Source organism: Streptomyces sp. NPDC005774 (genome assembly GCF_042871645.1).
In the GTDB taxonomy this organism is placed as follows: domain Bacteria; phylum Actinomycetota; class Actinomycetes; order Streptomycetales; family Streptomycetaceae; genus Streptomyces; species Streptomyces pratens.
The window spans coordinates 113,989-133,114 of record NZ_JBIAIV010000011.1; the positions used below are offsets into that span (position 1 = coordinate 113,989).

General features: G+C 70.5%; 22 protein-coding genes and 4 pseudogenes. 9 read left to right on the top strand and 17 right to left on the bottom strand.

The genetic code is table 11. The annotated features are described in order from the left end of the window. Positions 1 to 75 precede the first annotated feature (75 nt). Positions 76 to 867, bottom strand: a complete 792-nt coding sequence (locus ACFYQA_RS13370) for an IclR family transcriptional regulator (protein WP_388915943.1) — start codon at positions 865 to 867, stop codon at positions 76 to 78. 176 nt (positions 868 to 1,043) lie between these two features. On the opposite strand from ACFYQA_RS13370, the gene ACFYQA_RS13375 reads away from it, so the two are divergent. Further along, positions 1,044 to 1,718 carry a hypothetical protein gene (locus ACFYQA_RS13375; RefSeq protein ID WP_388915946.1) on the top strand — a complete coding sequence of 225 codons (675 nt, stop codon included), beginning with the start codon at positions 1,044 to 1,046 and terminating at the stop codon, positions 1,716 to 1,718. A gap of 59 nt (positions 1,719 to 1,777) precedes the next feature. Beyond that, positions 1,778 to 2,200, top strand: a complete 423-nt coding sequence (locus ACFYQA_RS13380) for an acyl-CoA thioesterase (protein ID WP_388915949.1) — start codon at positions 1,778 to 1,780, stop codon at positions 2,198 to 2,200. A gap of 250 nt (positions 2,201 to 2,450) precedes the next feature. Here ACFYQA_RS13380 and ACFYQA_RS13385 read toward each other — a convergent pair whose 3' ends face one another. From ACFYQA_RS13385 to ACFYQA_RS13395, 3 genes and pseudogenes are all read right to left on the bottom strand, one after another. Continuing rightward, entirely contained in the window at positions 2,451 to 2,684 is a 234-nt protein-coding gene (locus ACFYQA_RS13385) for a hypothetical protein (RefSeq protein ID WP_388915952.1), read from the bottom strand. Positions 2,685 to 3,012: 328 nt separating this feature from the next. Further along, on the bottom strand, positions 3,013 to 3,159 hold the full coding sequence (locus ACFYQA_RS13390; protein ID WP_388916156.1) for a hypothetical protein: 147 nt from the start codon (positions 3,157 to 3,159) through the stop codon (positions 3,013 to 3,015). 161 nt (positions 3,160 to 3,320) lie between these two features. Beyond that, a pseudogene (locus ACFYQA_RS13395) lies at positions 3,321 to 3,566 on the bottom strand (helix-turn-helix domain-containing protein); the annotation flags it as partial. A 247-nt stretch (positions 3,567 to 3,813) separates the two neighbouring features. Here ACFYQA_RS13395 and ACFYQA_RS13400 point away from each other — a divergent pair. From ACFYQA_RS13400 to ACFYQA_RS13415, 4 genes and pseudogenes are all read left to right on the top strand, one after another. After that, positions 3,814 to 4,572, top strand: coding sequence for a right-handed parallel beta-helix repeat-containing protein (locus tag ACFYQA_RS13400; RefSeq protein ID WP_388915955.1), 759 nt, complete (start codon positions 3,814 to 3,816; stop codon positions 4,570 to 4,572). A gap of 104 nt (positions 4,573 to 4,676) precedes the next feature. Next, a complete protein-coding gene (locus ACFYQA_RS13405; protein ID WP_388915958.1) occupies positions 4,677 to 4,871 on the top strand; it encodes a hypothetical protein in 195 nt (64 codons plus the stop codon). A gap of 55 nt (positions 4,872 to 4,926) precedes the next feature. Further along, positions 4,927 to 5,126, top strand: a pseudogene (locus tag ACFYQA_RS13410) (MFS transporter); the annotation flags it as partial. A 107-nt stretch (positions 5,127 to 5,233) separates the two neighbouring features. Next, positions 5,234 to 5,521, top strand: a pseudogene (locus ACFYQA_RS13415) (hypothetical protein); the annotation flags it as partial. Between the two features lie 93 nt (positions 5,522 to 5,614). Here ACFYQA_RS13415 and ACFYQA_RS13420 read toward each other — a convergent pair. The 6 genes from ACFYQA_RS13420 to ACFYQA_RS13445 all read right to left on the bottom strand — a co-directional run bounded on the left by ACFYQA_RS13420 (position 5,615) and on the right by ACFYQA_RS13445 (position 9,717). Continuing rightward, positions 5,615 to 6,994 (bottom strand): 8-oxoguanine deaminase, encoded by a 1,380-nt coding sequence (locus tag ACFYQA_RS13420; protein ID WP_388915961.1) that lies wholly within the window; start codon positions 6,992 to 6,994, stop codon positions 5,615 to 5,617. A 29-nt stretch (positions 6,995 to 7,023) separates the two neighbouring features. Then, complete coding sequence (gene pucL / locus ACFYQA_RS13425) at positions 7,024 to 7,944, bottom strand: factor-independent urate hydroxylase (protein WP_388915964.1); 921 nt, start codon at positions 7,942 to 7,944, stop codon at positions 7,024 to 7,026. A gap of 5 nt (positions 7,945 to 7,949) precedes the next feature. Further along, on the bottom strand, positions 7,950 to 8,357 hold the full coding sequence (gene uraH / locus ACFYQA_RS13430) for a hydroxyisourate hydrolase (protein WP_388915967.1): 408 nt from the start codon (positions 8,355 to 8,357) through the stop codon (positions 7,950 to 7,952). Positions 8,358 to 8,370: 13 nt separating this feature from the next. After that, the gene (gene uraD, locus ACFYQA_RS13435) at positions 8,371 to 8,898 is read right to left on the bottom strand and encodes a 2-oxo-4-hydroxy-4-carboxy-5-ureidoimidazoline decarboxylase (protein WP_388915969.1); all 528 of its coding nucleotides are present in this window, start codon (positions 8,896 to 8,898) and stop codon (positions 8,371 to 8,373) included. Between the two features lie 202 nt (positions 8,899 to 9,100). Beyond that, positions 9,101 to 9,469: a helix-turn-helix domain-containing protein gene (locus ACFYQA_RS13440; RefSeq protein ID WP_388915972.1), complete on the bottom strand. Its 369-nt coding sequence runs from the start codon at positions 9,467 to 9,469 to the stop codon at positions 9,101 to 9,103. After that, positions 9,466 to 9,717: a hypothetical protein gene (locus tag ACFYQA_RS13445; protein ID WP_326755635.1), complete on the bottom strand. Its 252-nt coding sequence runs from the start codon at positions 9,715 to 9,717 to the stop codon at positions 9,466 to 9,468. Before ACFYQA_RS13445 ends, ACFYQA_RS13440 begins: the two co-directional genes overlap by 4 nt. Before the next feature lie 576 nt (positions 9,718 to 10,293). Here ACFYQA_RS13445 and ACFYQA_RS13450 point away from each other — a divergent pair. After that, on the top strand, positions 10,294 to 10,527 hold the full coding sequence (locus ACFYQA_RS13450; protein WP_388915975.1) for a hypothetical protein: 234 nt from the start codon (positions 10,294 to 10,296) through the stop codon (positions 10,525 to 10,527). On the opposite strand, the gene ACFYQA_RS13455 is transcribed toward ACFYQA_RS13450, so the two are convergent. From ACFYQA_RS13455 to ACFYQA_RS13465, 3 genes and pseudogenes are all read right to left on the bottom strand, one after another. Then, on the bottom strand, positions 10,507 to 10,989 hold the full coding sequence (locus ACFYQA_RS13455) for a zinc ribbon domain-containing protein (RefSeq protein ID WP_388915978.1): 483 nt from the start codon (positions 10,987 to 10,989) through the stop codon (positions 10,507 to 10,509). The genes ACFYQA_RS13450 and ACFYQA_RS13455 overlap by 21 nt on opposite strands. A 29-nt stretch (positions 10,990 to 11,018) precedes the next feature. After that, positions 11,019 to 11,198 (bottom strand): hypothetical protein, encoded by a 180-nt coding sequence (locus tag ACFYQA_RS13460; protein WP_388916159.1) that lies wholly within the window; start codon positions 11,196 to 11,198, stop codon positions 11,019 to 11,021. Positions 11,199 to 11,224: 26 nt separating this feature from the next. Then, a pseudogene (locus ACFYQA_RS13465) lies at positions 11,225 to 11,317 on the bottom strand (helix-turn-helix domain-containing protein); the annotation flags it as partial. 289 nt (positions 11,318 to 11,606) lie between these two features. On the opposite strand from ACFYQA_RS13465, the gene ACFYQA_RS13470 reads away from it, so the two are divergent. Next, positions 11,607 to 13,292 carry a ribonuclease J gene (locus tag ACFYQA_RS13470; protein ID WP_386401982.1) on the top strand — a complete coding sequence of 562 codons (1,686 nt, stop codon included), beginning with the start codon at positions 11,607 to 11,609 and terminating at the stop codon, positions 13,290 to 13,292. 92 nt (positions 13,293 to 13,384) lie between these two features. Further along, positions 13,385 to 14,113, top strand: coding sequence for a spermidine synthase (locus ACFYQA_RS13475; RefSeq protein WP_388915981.1), 729 nt, complete (start codon positions 13,385 to 13,387; stop codon positions 14,111 to 14,113). Between the two features lie 153 nt (positions 14,114 to 14,266). Here the strand turns inward: ACFYQA_RS13475 and ACFYQA_RS13480 are convergent, their stop codons facing one another. The 4 genes from ACFYQA_RS13480 to ACFYQA_RS13495 all read right to left on the bottom strand — a co-directional run bounded on the left by ACFYQA_RS13480 (position 14,267) and on the right by ACFYQA_RS13495 (position 18,495). Further along, positions 14,267 to 14,758 (bottom strand): AAA family ATPase, encoded by a 492-nt coding sequence (locus tag ACFYQA_RS13480; RefSeq protein WP_388915984.1) that lies wholly within the window; start codon positions 14,756 to 14,758, stop codon positions 14,267 to 14,269. A 413-nt stretch (positions 14,759 to 15,171) separates the two neighbouring features. Then, positions 15,172 to 15,414 carry an acyl carrier protein gene (locus tag ACFYQA_RS13485; RefSeq protein WP_388915987.1) on the bottom strand — a complete coding sequence of 81 codons (243 nt, stop codon included), beginning with the start codon at positions 15,412 to 15,414 and terminating at the stop codon, positions 15,172 to 15,174. Positions 15,415 to 16,037: 623 nt separating this feature from the next. Beyond that, positions 16,038 to 17,066 (bottom strand): cytochrome d ubiquinol oxidase subunit II, encoded by a 1,029-nt coding sequence (locus tag ACFYQA_RS13490; protein WP_388915990.1) that lies wholly within the window; start codon positions 17,064 to 17,066, stop codon positions 16,038 to 16,040. Between the two features lie 103 nt (positions 17,067 to 17,169). After that, positions 17,170 to 18,495, bottom strand: coding sequence for a cytochrome ubiquinol oxidase subunit I (locus tag ACFYQA_RS13495; RefSeq protein WP_388916140.1), 1,326 nt, complete (start codon positions 18,493 to 18,495; stop codon positions 17,170 to 17,172). Between the last annotated feature and the right edge of the window lie 631 nt (positions 18,496 to 19,126).

The window sequence follows — 19,126 nt, forward strand, 5'->3', positions numbered from 1 at the left end:
TTTGCATCACGGGCCTGCCGCCGTACCATGCTCCCCCGCTTCGGCCGTGTGCGTACGAGGACGCCGGCCGCCGGCTCAGAGTGCCGCCTCCATGCGGCGCACTGCCTCTCCGAGCGCAGCGGCCGCCTCACCGAGGCGTGCGCGAGTGAAGCGCAGCGAAGGGGCCGAGACGATCATCGCCGCCACGGCGCGGCCGCCCGGCTCCCGCACGGCGGCGCCCACCGCGGAGATGCCGCGCTCGGTACCTCCGATATTGACGGCGTAGCCCCGCCTGCGGACGGTCTCGAGCGTGCGGTGCAGTGTCTCGGGGTCGGTGTCCGCCTGCGCCGCGTGCCGGGTGCCGTAGATGTCGGCGAGTTCGGAGACGCCCAGGTCGGCGAGCAGCGCCTTGCCTCCGGCGGAGAGGTGCGCGGGCAGACTCACGCCCGCGCGGCTGCCGACGCGCAGTGCGTGCTTTCCCTCGATGCTGTGCAGGATGCGCGCCTCGGCCCCGGCCCGGACCGCCAGGTGCACCGTCTCGCCGAGCTGCCCATTGAGCCAGAGCATGTGGGGGCGGGCGGTTTCCACGAGATCGTACTCGGAGCGCTGGGACATCCCCAGGCGGTAGAGCGTGGGACCGGGTCGGTACACCTTGTCGGCACCCTGCACCGCGAAGCCGCGGCCGCGCAGGGTGGAGAGCAGGCGATGAGCCGTGGACCGGGCGACACCCAGCTCGTCGGCGGCCTCGCTCAGCCGCACGCGCCCCTGCTTGCGGAGCAGAAGCAGCAGGGAGAGGGCGTTCTCCACGGATTCCAAGCCCTTGGCGGGTTTACCGCCCGCGCTCCGCGGTTCCGCTCCGGGCTGCGGTGTACGAGCCGATTTCTCCACAGTGGAACTCTACGACCAGGGCGTGGAACGTCACGCGTCATGAGCGGCTCGGCCTCCGCCCCGGACGACTCCGGCGGGGGTGAGACGGCGGAACGCCGGGAGTGTCAGTGTTCGGTCGTAGTCTTCGAAAGGGTCGGAAAGGCCGGCCGGGCGGTCGGGGACCGGGGGTGGGTGCGGTGACGAGAGCGTTGGGCGCGGGGCTGCGGCGGGTGGTGGAGGCGGCCGATCCGGTCAGTGGGCGGCTCAAGGGGACCGAGGCCCAGCTTGCGGGGCTGGTCAAGCGAGGGCTCGCGTTCCGGCACCCCCGTGCGCCGCACGGTCACTTCCTGACGCCGGCGGGGCACCGGATACGGGAGGGGGAGGACGACGCAGAGGGGAAGAGCGGCCCGGAGCCGGAGGACGGGGCCTCCGGTAGCGGGGCCTCCGGTAGCGGGGCCTCCGGCGGGGTGTTCGCCGCTCGGGTCGGCGGGGAGGAGGGCTCGGTCGAGGGCGGGGCCGCGCGGGTGCGTGAGGTGCGGAGTGCGTGGCAGGGGCTGCTGGAGTTGCGGCGCATGTCGCACACGGACGGTGCCACCGACCGGCCCTGCGGCTGGGAACGCGGCCATCTCGTACAGGCCGCCGCGCTCGCCCTGGAGGCTGCCGGGCACCGTCCCGCCGGAGAGGGTGCCGGGGCCGGCGGTTACCGGGTGCGGGAAACACCGCAGCCGGAGGCCGTCGCCGTGTACGAGACGGACGGCGAGGCACTGCGGGCCTGCGCGGCCACCCTGGAAGCGGCCGGCTGGCAGGTCGGGGAGTACACGGAGCCGCGGACGCGGTCCCGGTACCTGCTGGCCTCCCCGCGCCGCGCATGAGGGGGCGTGCCAGGATCAATGGCGAGTTCGGCCGATCGAGCAGGTGTGGAGGGGCAGAAGTGAGCGAGCCGTTTTCCGTCCGGGTGACCGTGCGCGGATACGAGACCGATGTGCAGGGCCACCTCAACCAGGCGGTGTACCTCAATTACGCGGAGCACGCGCGCTGGGGGCTGCTGCACGAGGCGGGGATCACGCAGTCCGTGCTCGCCGCGCGGGGCGTGGGACCGGTCGCCCTGGAGACGACCATCCGCTACAAGCGCGAGCTGCTCGCCGGCGACGAGGTCGATGTGAGCTGCGTCTTCGCCTGGAGCACCGGCAAGACGTTCCGCATCGAGCAGGTCATCACGAAGACCGACGGCACGGTCTCGGCCGAGATCACGGCCGTCGGCGGTGTGCTGGACCTCAAGCGGCGCACGCTACTGCCGGACCCGCGGGACATCTTCCGCGAGCTGGCCAAGGACCCGAGTCTGTTCGGGCTGTGAGCAGTTTTGGTGATATCGACGCGTGCCGCGAAGAGCTCCCGCAGCACGGTCTGACGATGGACGATCAATGACCGTCGGAACTCGACCTCATGGCCCGGCTCGCAGGGTCGCGACTGCGCGAGCGGGGGGGGACCGGGAGACGCGGGAAGCCCTCGCGAGCGAGAGCCGTCAGTATGCCTCGGTCTGGGAAGAACCCGCCGTCTGACCACGAATCGGCCGCCCTTTCTGCCGACGCCGAGCCAGGTCGCCGTCACCCGCGCCCGATCAGGAACACCTGGGGGTCGCTGTCCGCGTTCCCGGCGGTCGTCGGGTCCGAGCAGACTTCCACCACGGCCGCCGCGCCCGTCTCGTCGGCGTCACGGTGGATGCCGACGCACATCCCGTCGCCCGTCTCGGGGCGCAGCCGCCAGCCGTCGGTGTCCTCGGCTCGCTCGATGCCGAACCGCTGGGAATCGGCCGCACAGTCGTTCCAGGGTTCGGGCATGCTCTTGAAGGTTCCGTCACGCAGGACGGTGAGGCAGCCCTTGCCGTGCCGGGGGGTGATCCCACTGGACGCGGTAGAAGCCGTCGTCCACCCGCAGGAGGTGGGTACTCGGGGGAACGGCCTGATCACAGGGCCGCTGAACCGCCACCACCTTGACTTCGCCCCGCCTGCGCACCTCCCCTTCGGTCAGACACCACTCCGGTGCCCGTGCGGGTCGTATGCGTGCCGGGCCTGGCGCGGGGCCCGGGAACACCGGGGTGGTCACCGGGTTCGTGAACGTCTCCGACGGCTCCTTGTCCTTGTCGTCGGAGGCTGGTGTGCCTCCGTCCTACGGCAGCAGCACCAGGGCGCCGACCACGAGGAGGGCGACCGCGCCGAGAGAGGCGACGGCGGCGAGGTGGGTCCTGCGGAAGCGGCTGCCGCCGCCGGTCGGCGGATGCCCGTTCCGGCCGTCGGCCGTGGCGGCGCCGGACACTTCCCGGCCGTGCCGATCCGAGACGGAGGCGGACTCGGACCCGAACCGGACGGACCGGAGCCGGACTCGGAGCCGGACTCGGAGCCGGACTCGGCGGCGGGCGCGGCGGCGGGCGCGGGCTGGGACGCGATCCGTTCCCGTGCCTCCAGCCATGCGGCCACGTCCTGTCCGGCGCCGCACGCCCGTACCAGCACCGCGACGACCTCCGCGCGGGGCAGCGTGTCCCGTCGCAACATGTCCGCCACGGTGCTGCGCGCCAACACGTCTCCGTGCTCGGCAGCGCGCTGCTCCAGCCGGCGGAAGGTCAGTCCGCTGTGCTTCTTGAGCCGACGCAGCAGGGCGACGCACTCGGCCCTGGTCCGCGCCGTCCCGGGATCCAACTCCCCCCATGATCGCCATGTGGTCATGGTGATCCCGGCCTTCACGGACGACACCCCCGCCCCGGCCACACCGAACGCCCGGCCGGAAGATCCGGACAAGCCGCTGACCAGCCCGGACAGCCGTACGGCTGTCCGGGACACCGAAAGCCATTGCCGGAAGGGATCCCGTCCCTCCAGGCTCGGTTGCTGTCGCGGCGGCCGGCCTCACGACGGGGGAGGAGGACCGGCCGCCGCGCCCTGCCACCCCACCCGACCATCGGACAGGAGTCGTCCCATGCCCACACCCATGCCCATGCACCGCCCGCGTGCCCGTCGGCTCTTACCGGCCACCACCCTCACCACCGCCATCGGCACCGCGCTGCTGCTCGCCGGCATGGCCGAGCCGAGCTGGGGCGCCACCGCCGCCAAGTACCCGGGACAAGTCAAGTGTCCCAAGGGCGACTACCAGTTGTGCATCACCGGCGGCCCGGGCGGCTTCACCATCAGCGGCAGGACGTTCTCCGGCCGCGCCAACGCGATCCTGCTGAGGAACGTCTCGAACGTCACGGTCAGCGGAAACACGTTCAAGAACCTCAGCGGTTCCACCGGATACGCCGGCGTCCATGTGAAGAACTCCTCCGGCGTCGTGATCCGGAAGAACACCTTCTCCGGGCTGCGCAACGGCGGGAAGATGCACGGCGTCTACTTGGTGCAGACCTCGGGCAGCAGTATCACCGGCAACAAGTTCTCGTCGATCACCGGCGACCCCGTACGGATCAGGGACGGCAGCCGGAACAACACCGTGAGCGGGAACACCTTCACCAAGTCCGGCCAGTACGCCATGTTCAGCGAGTGGGGCCGGCTGGAGAAGGGCGAGGCCTGCGGTCGCGGCAACGTCTTCAAGAGCAATAAGTACGGAACCGGCTACTCCGGCAAGCGGCTCCCGCTGATCAAGTGGGGTGGCAGGGGCGGCGGCAGCACCGGCCTCAAACTCACCTGGAACCACTGCAAGAAGGCAAGCATCGTCAACAAGGGCGGCAACACCAAGCTTTAGAACCGATGTTGACGGCGCGCATACGATGGAGAGGAAACGCATCAACGCCCCGCCCCAGGCTGTGCGCCGGGTGGGCCGGACGGGGGAAGAAAGGTGCGTGCCCGATGATGGTCGGGCTCCTCTCCACGGTTACTGCCGCGCTCTACGGGGGCACGGTCTCGGTCCTCGCTCTCACCGCCACCTTCGCCCGGCGCCGCACACTGCGGCATGAAGCGCGCCGCACCCTGGCCGTCCTGGTGCCGGGGAGGGCCGTGGAGCCGCCGCACGCAGGCGAGGTGACGGCAGACCCGAACGGCTAGGAGACGCGGGGCCACCAGGTTCTGGGAATCACCGGCCGTCGCGGCGGCGGCGCCACGGCGAACGTACTCCCGCCGGGCGGCCCTCGCCGTCCTGTGCGCCGGAACGCTGATGACGGCCCTGCCGTCACCGTCGCCATACCGGCCATCCAGAACGACCTCGGGTTCAGTGCCACCGGGCCGGCGTGGGTCGTCAACGCCCGTCTCGTCCCGTTCGGCGGCTTGCTGCCGAACGGGCGGCTCGGTGATCGCGGTGGAGCCGACGGCCGATCCCGTCGGCTCCACCGTTTCCCCCGCCCTCTCCCCCAAGGAATGCTCTCGTGAACGCCGAGAACGCGCCGCGGCTCCACAGTCACAAGGACTACCCGGCACTCCAGATGGGCCAGTACTCCACGGACGGCGTCTCGGGCGGCATGACTTTCAAGCGGCGGTACACCGACGGCGGCACCGACAGCTTCGCGCTCGTCACCCTGACCAGCTCGGCGACGTGCACGGGCGTCCCGAACGGCACCTACCGTGATGCCGTCACCGGTGACACCAGGGCCGTCTCGAACGGTTCCCTGACCGTGAGGGCCCCGGGCAAGGGCAACCTCCGGGTGTACGTCCTCGACGGTCCCGGAAAGATCGGAACGGACGGGCCTTACCTGAAGTAGGCGGCATCGGGGACCGACGGGGCCGCCCGGGACAACTCGGTTGGGTCCGCGCGCCGTTCAGGATCTGCGCTCAGCCCCGCGTAGCGTCCGCGCTCAGCCCCGCGCCGCGATCGCGGCCAGCCGCCGGGCCTGTGCGCGGGTGGTGCGGGCGATCTCGTCCTCGTCGGCCGTGCGCAGCCGGCCGCCCTCCACGATCTGGCGGCCGTTGACGAACGACGCCGTGACCGGCGCCGGCGCGCCGAGGACCAGCGCGGCCACCGGGTCGGCGATGGAGGCGTGGGCGAGGGTGTCCACCCGCCACAGCACCAGGTCGGCGAGCTTGCCCGGCTCCAGTGAGCCGATCTCCGCAGTCCGGCCCAGGACCTGGGCGCCTCCGTGGGTTCCCAGACGCAATGCCTGACGTACCGTCAGAGCGGCCTCGCGGTGCGGGCCGAGGCGGCCCACGAGCAGGGCGTTGCGCAGTTCGGTGTGCAGTTCGCCGGACTCGTTGGACGCGGTGCCGTCCACGCCGAGGCCGACCGGGACTCCGGCGGCCAGCAGGTCGGGAACGCGGGCGATCCCGGCGGCGAGGCGGGCGTTGGAAGAGGGGCAGTGGGCGACGCCCGTCCCGGTGCGGGCGAAGGCGGCGATGTCGGAGTCGTTCATGTGGACGCAGTGCGCCATCCACACGTCCTCGCCGAGCCAGCCGGTGGACTCGAAGTAGTCGGTCGGGCCCATCCCGAACAGTTCGTGGCAGAACTTCTCCTCCTCCACGGTCTCCGACCCGTGCGTGTGCAGGCGCACACCGAGGCTGCGCGCCAACTGTGCTGACTGTCGCATCAGTTCGGTGGAGACGGAGAACGGGGAGCAGGGTGCCACAGCGACCTGGGTCATGGCGCCGAAGGAGGTGTCGTGATGCTGCCGGACGGTCTCCTCGGTCGCGGCGAGGGCGTCCTCGATCGTCTCCACGGCGAAGTCCGGGGGCAGGCCGCCGTCCCCCTCACCGCGGTCCATCGAACCGCGGGCCAGGGTGAAGCGGACGCCCATGTCACGGGCGGCGCGGAGGACGGCGCCGGACAGGTCGCCGGAGCCGCGCGGGAACACGTAGTGGTGGTCCATGGCGGTGGTGACACCGCCGCGGGCCATCATCGCGAGGGAGCCCCGGGCGGCGGCGTGCACCATCGGCTCGTCGAGGCGCGCCCAGGTCGGGTACAGCGCGACGAGCCAGTCGAACAGGTTCCGGTCGGTGGCCAGGCCCCGGGTGAGCCACTGGTAGAAGTGGTGGTGGGTGTTGACCAGACCGGGCGTGGCCAGGTGCCCGGTGGCATCGATGCGGCGGACGACGTTCTCCAGGCCCTCGGGGGCCCTGCCCTCACCGAGCGACTCGATGCGGTGGCCGGCGAGGACGAGGTACCCGGAGGCGTACTCGGTGTCCTTCGCGTCGACGGTCGCGATCGCGCAGTTCTCGATGACGATGCGCTGGACTGCTTCCATGGGTCCGTCTCTCCAGATCGTCCTTGTTCTCAGAGGTTGGTGAGGTCCGCCGGGATGAGCGCCTCGCAGCCGTCGCGCAGGATCGTGGCTTCGATCAGGCCGTAGGGGCGGTCGGCGGCGAAGTACACGGCGCCGTCCGCGCTGTCGTTGTCGAGCCCGAAGGGTTCCAGGTCCACCTGGAAGTGGTGGCTGTTGGGGAGGGAGAAGCGGACCTCGTCTATCTCCTCACGGTGCTCGATGATCTGCGCGCCCATCCGGTACATCGTCTGCTGCAGGGACAGGGAGTACGTCTCGGCGAAGGCCTGGAGCAGGTGCTGCTTCGTCCGCTCGTAGGACGTCTCCCAGTCGGGCATCGGGTGCCCGTCGTCGGTCCAGTTGAACCGCCATCGGGCGGCGACCGAGGTGGCGAGGATGCGGTCCCGGGTCTCCTTCAGGGTCGTGTACCCGTCCTTGACGAAGCCGTGGAACTCGGAGTCGGTGGAGTTCAGCACCGTCAGGTCCTTCAGGCCCGAGACGACCTCCCACCGCCCGCCGTCGTAGGTGACCTGCGTGAGCCGGGTCTCCTGGCCCTTGCGGACGAAGGAGTGCTCGCCGCGCTCCCGCCGGTGGGCGGGGGAGGTCGCGATCCTGTCCCAGGCGTACTCCTCGACACGGATGCGGGCCCGGTGGATGGGCTCCTGGGAGGTGACGAAGTGCCGGGCGAGGTGGATGCCGAACTGCTCGGCGGACTCGATGCCGTGCTCCTTGGCGAAGGCGAACACGGTGTTCTTGGTGGTGTCGGTCGGCAGGACGTTGGCGTTGGAGCCGGAGTGGTGGACGTCCTCCATGTCTCCGGACAGGGCGACGGAGACGTTCAGGTCCTTGATGTGGTGGGTGGCACCGTCGCGCGTGATCCTGACGACGCGGTTCTCCGCTTTGCCGTACTGGTTCCGGCCGAGAATCGTGGGCATGTCTGCTAGCTCCCTCGGTATACGGAGTAGCCGAACGGGTTGAGCAGCAGCGGTACGTGGTAGCGCTCGCCCGGTACGACGGCGAACGTGACCGCCACCTCCGGGAAGAACGCTACGGTGCCGCTGTCCCGATGCGCGGGGGCGTCCTGCTGTGCCTCGGCTCGCCCGTCGGTGACCTGTGGCTCGAAGTACGGCTCCACGGCGAAGTCGAGCCGTACGTGGGTGGTGCCCTCCGGCAGCGCCGGGAGGTCCTTGCAGCGCCCGTCCGCGTCGGTCGCGGAGCCGCCGAGCGCCTGCCAGTGCGCCTCCCTGCCCGAGCGGGCGGAGAGCTGGACGGCTACGCCCCCGGCGGGGCGGCCGACGCTGGTGTCCAGGATGTGCGTGGAGACGGAAGCGGTGGTCTCGGTGCTCATACGGGCACTGCTCCTAGGGATGTCGGGGCTGTCGGTCCGCTTCGACCAGCCGGGCCAGGCGTATGCGGTTGATCCTCCCCAGCTCGGTTCGGGCGGTCTCGCGTTCACGCTCCGGCGTGTTGCCCAAGCGTTCTTTGGCCGCGTCGCGCATCTGCTCGCCGGTCCGGCCGGTGGCGCAGATGAGGAACACATGGCCGAACTTCTCCTGGTGGGCGAGGTTCAGCTCGAGCATCTCCGCCTTGAGGCGGTCCGGCGCGGAGGCCATGCCGCTCTGCTCCCGTGCCGAGGCCGGGTCACCGGGCCGGGGTCCGCCGATCGGCGGGTGCCCGGCCATCGCCTCGTCGAGGTCCGCCGTGGTCAGCCCGCTCGTGGCGGCGTCGGCGGCGGCGTACAGATCGCCGACGGTCGGGTACGGGCGGCCGGCGAGCAGTCGCCGGGCCCACGCCGTGGAGGCGCACACCTCGTGGAGGGCGGCAAGGGCCGCGCTCTCCTCCAGGTCGTTGAAGCGGGCCAGGCCCTGCGGTGTGGAAGCGGATGTCACGGAAGCCTCCCCCGGCCGGGACCGGCCATCCTGTGGAACGAGCGTGCGAACAGCTAACGCCGCCCCGGGCCGCTACGTCAACAGTTTGTTGAAGAACGGGAGGGGCAGGCGGCCCTCGCAGACCGGCCGCAGGCCCGTCCGGCCCCATCAGGAACCAGGCAGAAGCTCACCGGAAGCCCTTCAGGGGGCTTCCAGGGGACTTTCAGGAGCTCTTCTCCCGGTTGAGGTAGTTGTAGACGGTGAAGCGGCTGACGCCGAGCGCGCCCGCCACCGTCTCGACGCCGTGCCGGACGGCGAAGGCGCCGCGCGCCTCCAGACTCCGTACGAGCTCCTGCTTGGCCCTGCGGTCCAGGTCGGCGAGGGGCCTGCCCTGCCGGCGCTCCAGGGCGGCGAGGATGTGATCAAGGGAGTCGGCGAGCTGGGGCAGGCGCACGGCGACGACGCCGGCGCCCTCCCAGGCGAGGACGACGTCGTCGGGACCGGCCTCGTCGGGCGGGAGCAGTCGCCCGCCCATGGCGTCGACGAGCGGCTTGACGGCGGCGATGAACGCCTCGTCCGCCCTGCCGCTCATCCCTCGGCCTCCGCGATCACGTTGACCTGGAGCGAGACCCGGGTCGCGCCGGCCTCCAGGCTTCGGCGCAGCAGGGCGTCCACGGCGGCGAGGACCACGTCGGCACCGCCCTCCGCGGTGTTCCCGAACGGCCCGACGTCCACCGAGTCCAGCGCGGCCCCCTCCACGACCTCCCGGGCCACCACCGCATGCGCGGGCGCCTCGTCCAGATCGAAGGGCTCGGTCGTGAACTCCACTCTCAATCGCACTGCGCCCCCAGAAAACGCCTCTGACCTGCATTTTTACCCGGATCACCCACCGCGGTGGCACATCAGGGCACAACAGGGATGCATCAGTCGACTGCTTCACCACCGCGATGCACCCCGGGCCCATCAATTTCACCGGGACGGAGACACTTCGTCCACCACGAGGTGACCCTAACCGACCAGCACATCCCTCCACCCTGCACGTGGCCAAGCCGCCCGCGCAGCGCCACAGCCCAATAGCTGGTCGTCCTACGTCCGGCCGCCCAGTCGAGCGCGCACCGGCCCGTCGGCTCAAAGGGTCGTGCGCCAGGCGATCTGCCCGCTGGAAGGGCCATCGCGTAATCAGTGAGAGTCGGAGCGCCTGCTCCTCAGCACGAACGGAACCCCGGCTGGAACACGACACCCGGGGGCGGGACGCCGTGGGCACCCGGTTTCAGGACGTCCCCAGGGCCCCCGAGGTGGCGGTCGTCGTGAAGCCGCGTCCTCACGCGCGAGAACCCGACGGCGTGCACCGGTGCGCCGAGGCGATGAGACAGCCAGGACTGCGGGTCGATCCTTACCGGCCGTTTCTCCGCCAGGATGATCGCTCTCCGGACGCTGACGGACGAGGCGGCCTTCCCCAGCAACGCCACCTACTACCGAAGCCTGGCCCAGGAAGCCCTCGGCCCGCGGATCGACGAGCGCTACCAGTTGCGGTTCGTCGACCACGTCCATGTCGCCCGGCCGCAGGAGCCCGACTCCCACGTCCTGAGTACACCCAGAAATGGAGTCGACCTACAACCGGCACCGGCCTCAGCCCCGCAATGCGGGTGAGAAGCCCGTATAGCGGGGACCTACAGGAACTCGTCCTTTGACATCCTCCCCCTCTTGAAAGAGGGGGAGTCCAACCCGGGTGGGTCGAGGTTCACGAGCGCTCGAGCGGCCGGTGGCCGCTGTCACCCCTCCGGCACCGACTGCACGCCGGGGGCGAGGGATCCCGCCCTGTCCTGCCGCGACGTTGACCGCTGCGTTCTCATCCGCGTTACAGGTGAACCCGCAGGACACACAGACGAACTCGGCTTGGCTCTTGCGCGAGTCCTTCGCGATCCATCCACAGGCACTGCACCGCAGCGAGGTGTAGGGGGCGGGCACGTCCTCGACCCGGCCCGGGGCCTTCTCCCCGGTACGGCGGCGCAGCAGGCCCCAGCCCTGGGCGAGGACCGCCCGGTTCAGCCCGGCCTTCTGGCGGACGTTCCTACCCGGCAGCTCGACGGTTCCCTTCGCCGAGCTGGTCATGGTCGTGATGTTCAGCTTCTCGAACCGGATCAGACGGCAGGTGCGGGCGAGCAGGTGCGGGCGAGCATGGTGGAGGTCTTCTCGCACCAGTCCTTGCGCCGGTCCGCCTCCCGGGCCTTGAGCCCGGCCACCTTCGCGTACTCGGCGGCCTTGGCCTCGCTGCCCCTGGGAGCGCGGGCCGCCCGGCGCTGGTGCTTGCGGACCTGCACCCCGGTTTCCAGTGCGCGTGCTGCTCAACGGCCAGGTTCCACACGTACCGGGCGTGCGCGCAGTGCCCGAGCATGACGCCCGCCTGCTCACCCGTCGGGTACATCCGGAAACGTGGCATGCCGCCCAACGTAGTCCCGCCCCTCGCTCGCCTCTTCGTATCCGGCCCTGCTCACCCGAACGAGCGACCGACCCCCGCCACCACTCCCAGCCGCGCACCATCACACCCCTGCCATCACCAAGCCCGCCACCGTCCTCTTCCGGGACGCCGCATCGCCCCGAAGGCGATGCGGCTCCTCCTGCCCCGCTCCGCGGGAACGGTCATTCACCCCGGCCCTGAAGGACCGGGCACCCTGCCCGGCAAGAGAGGCGGAGCAGCCCGCCAGGAACGCCTCGGCTAACGTCAGGGTATGAGCCATCCGCACCCCGAACTAAAAGCCGCCCCGCCACTGCCCGAAGGAGGGCTGAGGGTCACCGCCTTGGGCGGCCTGGGCGAAATCGGCCGCAACATGACCGTCTTCGAACACGCCGGCAAGCTGCTCGTCGTGGACTGCGGGGTGCTGTTCCCCGAGGAGACGCAGCCCGGGGTCGACGTGATCCTGCCCGACTTCACGTCGATCAGGGACCGTCTGGACGACATCGCGGCCATCGTCCTGACCCATGGACACGAGGACCACATCGGGGGCGTGCCCTATCTGCTGCGTGAGCGGTCCGACATTCCCGTCGTCGGGTCGAAGCTGACGCTGGCGTTCCTGGAGGCCAAGCTCAAGGAGCACGGCATCCGGCCGCGGACGGTACGGGTGAAGGAAGGCGACCGGCGGAGCTTCGGCCCCTTCGACTGCGAGTTCGTCGCGGTCAACCACTCCATCCCGGACAGCCTCGCCGTGGCGATCCGTACCGGCGCCGGGCTGGTGCTGCACACCGGTGACTTCAAGATGGACCAGTTCCCCCTCGACGACCGCATCACCGACCTGCGCGCCTTCGCTCGCCTGGGCGAGGAGGGCGTGGATCTGTTCCTCACCGACTCGACCAACGCCGAAGTGCCCGGCTTCACCACCTCCGAGCGGGAACTGAATCCGGCGATCGAGCAGGTGATGCGTACCGCGCCCCGGCGGGTCATCGTCTCCAGCTTCGCCAGCCATGTGCACCGCATCCAGCAGGTCCTGGACGCCGCCCACCAGCACGGCCGCAAGGTGGCGTTCGTGGGCCGCTCGATGGTCCGCAACATGGGCATCGCCCGCGAGCTGGGTTATCTGAAGGTCCCCTCCGGTCTGGTCGTGAGCACGAGGGAACTGGAGAAGCTCCCCGACCACCGGATCACCCTGGTCTGCACGGGATCGCAGGGCGAACCGATGGCCGCGCTGTCGCGGATGGCCAACCGCGACCATCAGATCCGCATCGGCGAGGGCGACACGGTCCTGCTCGCCAGTTCCCTGATCCCCGGCAACGAGAACGCCATCTACCGGGTGATCAACGGGCTGACCCGGTGGGGCGCCCACGTCGTCCACAAGGGCAACGCCAAGGTGCACGTCTCCGGGCACGCCAGCGCCGGCGAACTCGTCTACTGCTACAACATCGTCAAGCCCCGCAACGTCATGCCCGTCCACGGCGAGTGGCGCCATCTGCGGGCCAACGCCGCCCTCGCCATCCGCACCGGAGTCGCCCCCGAACGGGTCGTCGTCGCCGAGGACGGGGTCGTCGTCGACCTCGTCGACGGGCGTGCGTCCATCACCGGCAAGGTGCCCGCGGGCAACGTCTACGTGGACGGCATGGAGGTCGGCGGCGCAACCGAGGCATCCCTCAAGGACCGCCTCACCCTGGCCGAGGAAGGCGTGGTCACGGTCGTGGCGATCGTGGACGCCGACACCGGCGCGCTGGCCGAGGCACCCGACTTCCTGGCCCGCGGCTTCGTCCACGACGAGACCACGTTCGAACCCGTCGTCCCCCTCATCGAGAAGACGCTGGCCACCGCCGCCGAGGAAGGTATCGGCGACGCACACCAGCTCGAACAGCTCGTCGCCCGCGCCGTTGCCAACTGGGCGTTCCGCACCCACCGCCGCAAACCCCTCATCATCCCCGTCATCATCGACGCCTGACCGGACCGCGCCCCGTATCACCACGGGCGCGGCCTGCCGGGCGCCACCTCGGCGGCACCCCTGTGCCCAACGGACATCAGAAAGGTGGACGGATGAGTCCGCGCTTCGAGGAGCTCGACTGGCAGGAGACACCGATCGGTGAGATCAGTCTGCGACGGCGCCGTCATCCGGTCTCGGGCGAGGAGGTGTACGAGGTCAAGCTCGGCGACGAGTTCTTGATGTCCAGCCTCTTCACCGCCGGCGAGATCGCGCTGGCGGAGCTGGGTCTGGCCGAGCTGGCGAACACCGAACTGGACGTCGCCGTCGGCGGGCTGGGGCTCGGATACACGGCCCGGGCAACACTGGACGACCCCCGGGTCCGCAGGCTCACGGTGATCGACGCACTCGCGGAAGTCATCGACTGGCACCAGCGGGGCCTGGTCCCCCTCGGGACCGGGCTCGCGTCGGATCCCCGGTGCCGCCTGGTCCACGGCGATTTCTTCGCGAGGGCCGGCGGCACCGACGGACTGGACCCGGAGGAACCCGACCTCCGATTCCACGCCATCCTGCTGGACGTCGACCACTCGCCGCGCGATGTGCTCCACCCGCGCCACGCCGCGCTCTACCGGCCGCCCGGGCTCCGTTCTCTCGCCGGGCATCTCCGTCCCGACGGCGTATTCGCCCTGTGGTCGAACGATCCCCCCGACGAACAGTTCCTCTCCGCCCTCACCGAGGTCTTCGCGGAGTCGGCGGCACATGTCGTCGAGTTCACCAACCCCCTGCAGGGCGGTACGTCGGCCAACACCGTCTATGTGGCCGGCACGAAAACAGGCGCGTATTAAAAGGATCCACGGGCCGCCCGGGTCGCTTTCCCCGTCGGGTGGCCTTTCCTCCGGAGGCAGCGGACCGCGGGCGAACTCGTCGGGCCGGTATGCGCAGACGCCCCGGCCCGCATACCGAAGGCCGCCTGCCCTGCCACTCCGTGATCAGCCGGGTTACCCGGTGATCCGGGGGACACGCAGCGGCTCGGCACGTACCTCGAAGCCACCGCGGCCGTCGAACCGCACCTCGTGCACCGCATCGAACCCGGCTTCCGTCGAGGGCTTGCGGAGCTGTCTCAGCGTGGCCAGGACGCCGATGTCCGGGACGCGGGCACGGCCCTCGCGTGCGGCGTTGCGCCGCAGCGAGCCGGTCACGTCCGGTGGGAACCAGTACGCCGTCGCAGTGGCACCGTGGGCGTGGGCCAGTTCCACCAGCGGGGTCCACTCCCGCGGTGACGGGTTGGTGTTGTCCACGGCCACCGGCCGCCCGGCGGCCAGGTGCTCGTCCACCAGCCGCATCTGCCGCCGCTGCTTGTTGCGGGCGCCCCGTGGGAACAGGTCCTTGCTGACCACCGTGTACCGGCCGGACAGGCGCTGGTCGAAGAAGGTGGACTTCCCGGACGCCTGAAGTCCGACGAACACGGCCACGTCCGTTCCCGTCGTCATACGGCCACGATGCCACGCCGTCCGGTGAGGTCCGACCAGCACCGGAGGCCGGCTCCTGGAAGCGGAGCTCCCGCTGGACCGCGCTCGCCGCATGTGCCGGAGGCTCTTGCCCCGGGCCACGGCGAGGGCCGCACAGACACCCACCGCCTGCCCGGTGGCCATCGAGACCGGCATGACGGGGGCGATCCGTGCGACTCGCAGCGGCGGCGCGCCTCGCTGTCGCAAAGGATCCCGCCCCTCCGAGCACGGGCACAGAAGCCGCCGGGCGCTCGGAGATGCGCTCCCTGCGCACGTCTTCCCGCCCGACGACTTCCGCATCGGGACGGATGCCGGCGTGTGTCACCGCTGACCGGCCCCCCGCGATTGCGTCGCCCCGGGTGCTCGAAGGGCGGGCCTGCAACGTGACCGGGCCGTCAGCCGACGGCAGGGCCTGCCTTCTCGGTGCCGGACAGGTGAGCCAGGAACTCATGACAGCGAGCTGCGCGTTGCGAGTCCTGTTCCATGACGTTCCGGAAGAAGTCGGCGATCTCCTTCCGGTCGGCGTTCTCCGCGTCGCGCACGTACTGCCCGTAGTCGTGTCCCGCCTTCAGCGAGTGGTACTGCACGGAGATGAGGTCGTACACGACGTCACTGAATCCTGTTTCACCCGTTGCCACGAGCCCTCCTGAACGTGTGAGAACCAGGTCGGAGGGCCGGATATCACGTCCTCTCCGACTGAAACCGGGCCCAACCCTCTGTCGGTGCGGCCTGACATTGTGCAGGTGGACAGCGTCCACGGGGGCGCCGACGTCACCTGGCCCTGGCCGGCACTCCCTTTGCTCGCTGAGACGCGCCTGTGCGGGTTCTTCCGTTCACCTCGTCCGTCCCGGCAGGCCACCCCTCGCGCAGCACACCGGTCCTCCAGCCCGGAAGGCAGGCGCCCGTTGAACACCGGCAGCTGCGTCGAGCCCCCGACGCCCGGGGCACGTCAGGCTCCTCGTCGGTCCGGTGCTCGACTCGATCGCCCTCGTGCCGGTCGTCATCGGACTGCCTGACCACACCCCGCCGGGCCCCCGCCTCCTCGGCTTCGAGTGGGGCATCGCCGACCTGGGTCGTCCTCAGCCTCCTCGCGGCCGCACCTGGCGAAACGTGTCTCGCTGTCCGGAGCGGGCAGAACCGGCCCGCCCCTGTCGGCTGAGCCTCGGATGCCCCCTCCGGGGCAGGGAAGGACACCGCCCGGTGGGGCGGAAATGACTGAGCCTCTGCCGTCAGGGGTGAGGCGGGCCGCCTCGTGAGGCCGTCAGGGTGATGTACGGCCGTGCGTGCTCGGCGCTTCGGCGGTGTGTGCCCGCTGGAAGGTCCCGTAGAGGAGCCACAGGGACGGGATCAGCAGGATGGCGCCGCAGGCGAGGACGATGAGGCAGGCGGAGAGCACGGCGGGCTGGGAGGCGGCTCGGTCCACGGTAAGGCTGCCGATCAGCATGGCGGGGTACTGGGCCGCGCCCCACGCCCACAGGATCGCGGCGACAGCCAGCGCAGCCGCTCCGCGCGCCACGACATGGCGCCGCCGGGCGAGCAGGCCGAGGCCCACGACACCGCTGACCGTGCTGAGCAGGACCAGCGGCAGCGCCCGGTGGGTGAGCCCGTGGAAGAGCTGGGGGGCGTCCGCGCGCAGCACGGCGATGCCGACCAGGGCGACGGCTCCGCTCGCCAGTCCGCTCGCCACGGCCCGTCGGGCGAAGGCCCGCGCCAGCTCGGGATCGCCCTCGCGGTCGGCGTCCGCGCACAGATAGACGGCAGCGAGATGGGCGCAGGCCAGGACCGCCAGGACGCCGCCGAGCGCGGAGGTGGGGTTGAGCCAACTGGTGATCACATCACCCCGGGCGAGCCCGGCCGGTACCCGGCCGGAGGCGACTCCACCGGCGACAGCGCCGAGGAAGAACGGGGTGACCAGCGAGGACACGGCGAAGCACGCACCGAAGAGCCGACGCTGCCACAGCTCGGTGCTGGCCTTGCGGAAGGCGAAGGCGGCGCCGCGGGCGATGATGCCGAGCGCGGCGAGGGTCAGCGGCAGGTAGAGGGTGGACATCACGGCGGCGAAGACCGGTGAGAACCCGGACCAGAGCAGCACGACGACGAAGATGAGCCAGACGTGGTTGGCCTCCCAGATCGGTCCGATGCTGTGCTCGATCAGCCGCCGTTGGGGGGCGCCCCGGCGCGCGCCGCCGGCGAGCAGGTCCCACACACCGGCGCCGAAGTCGGCGCCTCCGAACAAGGCGTAACAGGTCAGCCCGACCCACATGACGGCGAGGGCGGTGTCGGCGAGCACGGGACCTCCATGGCAGACGTCGTTCGTGAGGACGGCGGTGGAGGAGTCGAGATGAGAGCCCCGGGGACCGGATCGGTCCGGCGAGCCGAGGACGGTGTCCCGGTCAGACCACGGGATACTCCCGCACATCCGCCTCCTGGGGTGCGGCCGGAATGGCCGTACCACGTGCCAGACGGCGGAGCACGTAGACCGTGGCGGCGGTCATGGCGGTGTACACCACCAGCACCAGCCACAGCCCCACCATCAGGCCGGGCGCCGGATTGACGGCGTCCCGTACGCTCATCACCCCCCAGACGATCCACGGCTGCCGGCCCAGCTCGGTGACGCTCCAGCCGCTCTCCAGCGCGACCACGGAAGCCGGACCGGCGAGTGCGACGAGCACCAGCAGCAGGCGGCTCCCGCGCCGGTCGAGGAGTTCGCCGCCGGAGCGCCGGGTGCGCCACCACGCCAGGAACAGCCACAGGCCGAGGGCCAGCAGGAAGAAGCCGACGGCGACCATGAGGTCGAAAGCCCAGTGCACACCGGTGACGGGGGGCCACTGGCTGCGGGGCACCTGGTCCAGTCCTTTCACCACCGTGTCCGTCCGGTATCCGATCAGCAAGGAGAGCCCGTCGGGGATCTCCAGCCCGTGCTTCAGTCCGTCCTGTCCGGCGACACCGCCGATGGTGAGCGGGATGTGGGAGCCGGTGCGGTACACGCCCTCGATGGCCGCCAGTTTCACCGGCTGGTAGTCGGCCAGGAATCGGGCGACCCAGTCGCCCACGACGATCTGGAAGGGCGCGACCACTGCCCCGACGGTGAACGGGATGGCGAAGCCCGCCTTGTGGTAGGCGTCGCGCCGGCCTCGCAGCAGGGCAACGGCGTACACGGCGGCGGTCAGGAACGAGGCCACCATGAACGCTGCGAGGATCATGTGCACGGTCTGCGGCGGGCTCGCCGGGTTCAGCATCGCCGCCCAGGGATCCACATGTACGACCTTGCCGTCGCGCAGGGTGAATCCGCGGGGCTGGTTCATCCAGGCGTTCGCGCAGACGACGAAGAACGCGGAGGCGGTGCCCGCGATCACGATGGGGATGCCCGTCAGCAGGTGCCTGCGCGGCGGCAACCGGTCCCAGGCGTACAGATAGATGCCGAGGAAGATGGCCTCGATGAAGAACGCGATGCCCTCCAGTGCGAAGGGCAGCCCGATGACCTGACCGAAGCGTCCCATGAGGCCGGGCCACAGCAGCCCCATCTCGAAGCTGAGGATCGTACCGGACACCGCGCCCACCGCGAACAGCACGCCCATGGCCCGCGCCCAGCGCCGGGCCAGCAGTTTCAGCGCCGCGTCGTTCCTGCGGATGCCCAGCCACTCGGTGAGGAGGGTGAGCGCGGGCAGGCCCACGCCGAGGCAGGCCACCACGATGTGCCAGGCCAGGGAGAAGCCCATCTGCGCCCGCGCCGCCGACAGGTCCCCCTCTGTCGCAGCGCGTGCCAGGACCACTACGGGCCACGGAGCGGAGCCAACAACAAGGGCGTTCACAAGCACTCTCCCGCGTGCTTGAAGGACTATCACCGCAGGCTGCCCCCAGCATCGCCGGCACCGGCCCACGGCCATTCCGGGATACCCCTCACACTTCTCGGCAAACCAGCCAGAGGCATGAATGGCCGGCTGCCCTGAACGCGCCGCCCCCACTCGGACGACGTGGCGTCGTACGCCATGAGGGGAGCTCGATCCGGAATTCACCCGGCCACGGCGCGAGCTCGGCCTGCCGCGCCACCGCACGCAGAACCCCCGCCGTAGCAGACCAGCGGGGGATTCCTCGTCCCACGCGCTCGCACAGGCCTCACCAACTGTGCCGACTTCCTCGGACAGCAGGGCCCTGACCTGCGATTAAGCCCCTGGCCTGGATCAGTCGAACCGCACAGGACGCCGCCTACAACCTGTGCCGAGTCGGACCGATGCCGCATCGGCTGCAAGGCGTCCCTCACTCACCTCCCCACAGGGCACATCCAGGGCACACGTGCCTGGAAAACGCCGCGAAGCGACGAGAGCAAGTGAGGGGAGTTTCTGCAGGTCA

Coding starts and splice junctions, on each gene's coding strand:
- ACFYQA_RS13385 (WP_388915952.1), bottom strand. CDS start 2,684: ATGCCCGAACCCTGGAACGACTGTGCGGCCGATTCCCAGCGGTTCGGC.
- ACFYQA_RS13400 (WP_388915955.1), top strand. CDS start 3,814: ATGCCCACACCCATGCCCATGCACCGCCCGCGTGCCCGTCGGCTCTTA.
- ACFYQA_RS13405 (WP_388915958.1), top strand. CDS start 4,677: ATGATGGTCGGGCTCCTCTCCACGGTTACTGCCGCGCTCTACGGGGGC.
- ACFYQA_RS13420 (WP_388915961.1), bottom strand. CDS start 6,994: ATGGAAGCAGTCCAGCGCATCGTCATCGAGAACTGCGCGATCGCGACC.
- pucL (WP_388915964.1), bottom strand. CDS start 7,944: ATGCCCACGATTCTCGGCCGGAACCAGTACGGCAAAGCGGAGAACCGC.
- uraH (WP_388915967.1), bottom strand. CDS start 8,357: ATGAGCACCGAGACCACCGCTTCCGTCTCCACGCACATCCTGGACACC.
- ACFYQA_RS13440 (WP_388915972.1), bottom strand. CDS start 9,469: ATGAGCGGCAGGGCGGACGAGGCGTTCATCGCCGCCGTCAAGCCGCTC.
- ACFYQA_RS13450 (WP_388915975.1), top strand. CDS start 10,294: ATGATCGCTCTCCGGACGCTGACGGACGAGGCGGCCTTCCCCAGCAAC.
- ACFYQA_RS13455 (WP_388915978.1), bottom strand. CDS start 10,989: ATGACCAGCTCGGCGAAGGGAACCGTCGAGCTGCCGGGTAGGAACGTC.
- ACFYQA_RS13470 (WP_386401982.1), top strand. CDS start 11,607: ATGAGCCATCCGCACCCCGAACTAAAAGCCGCCCCGCCACTGCCCGAA.
- ACFYQA_RS13475 (WP_388915981.1), top strand. CDS start 13,385: ATGAGTCCGCGCTTCGAGGAGCTCGACTGGCAGGAGACACCGATCGGT.
- ACFYQA_RS13480 (WP_388915984.1), bottom strand. CDS start 14,758: ATGACGACGGGAACGGACGTGGCCGTGTTCGTCGGACTTCAGGCGTCC.
- ACFYQA_RS13495 (WP_388916140.1), bottom strand. CDS start 18,495: ATGGGCTTCTCCCTGGCCTGGCACATCGTGGTGGCCTGCCTCGGCGTG.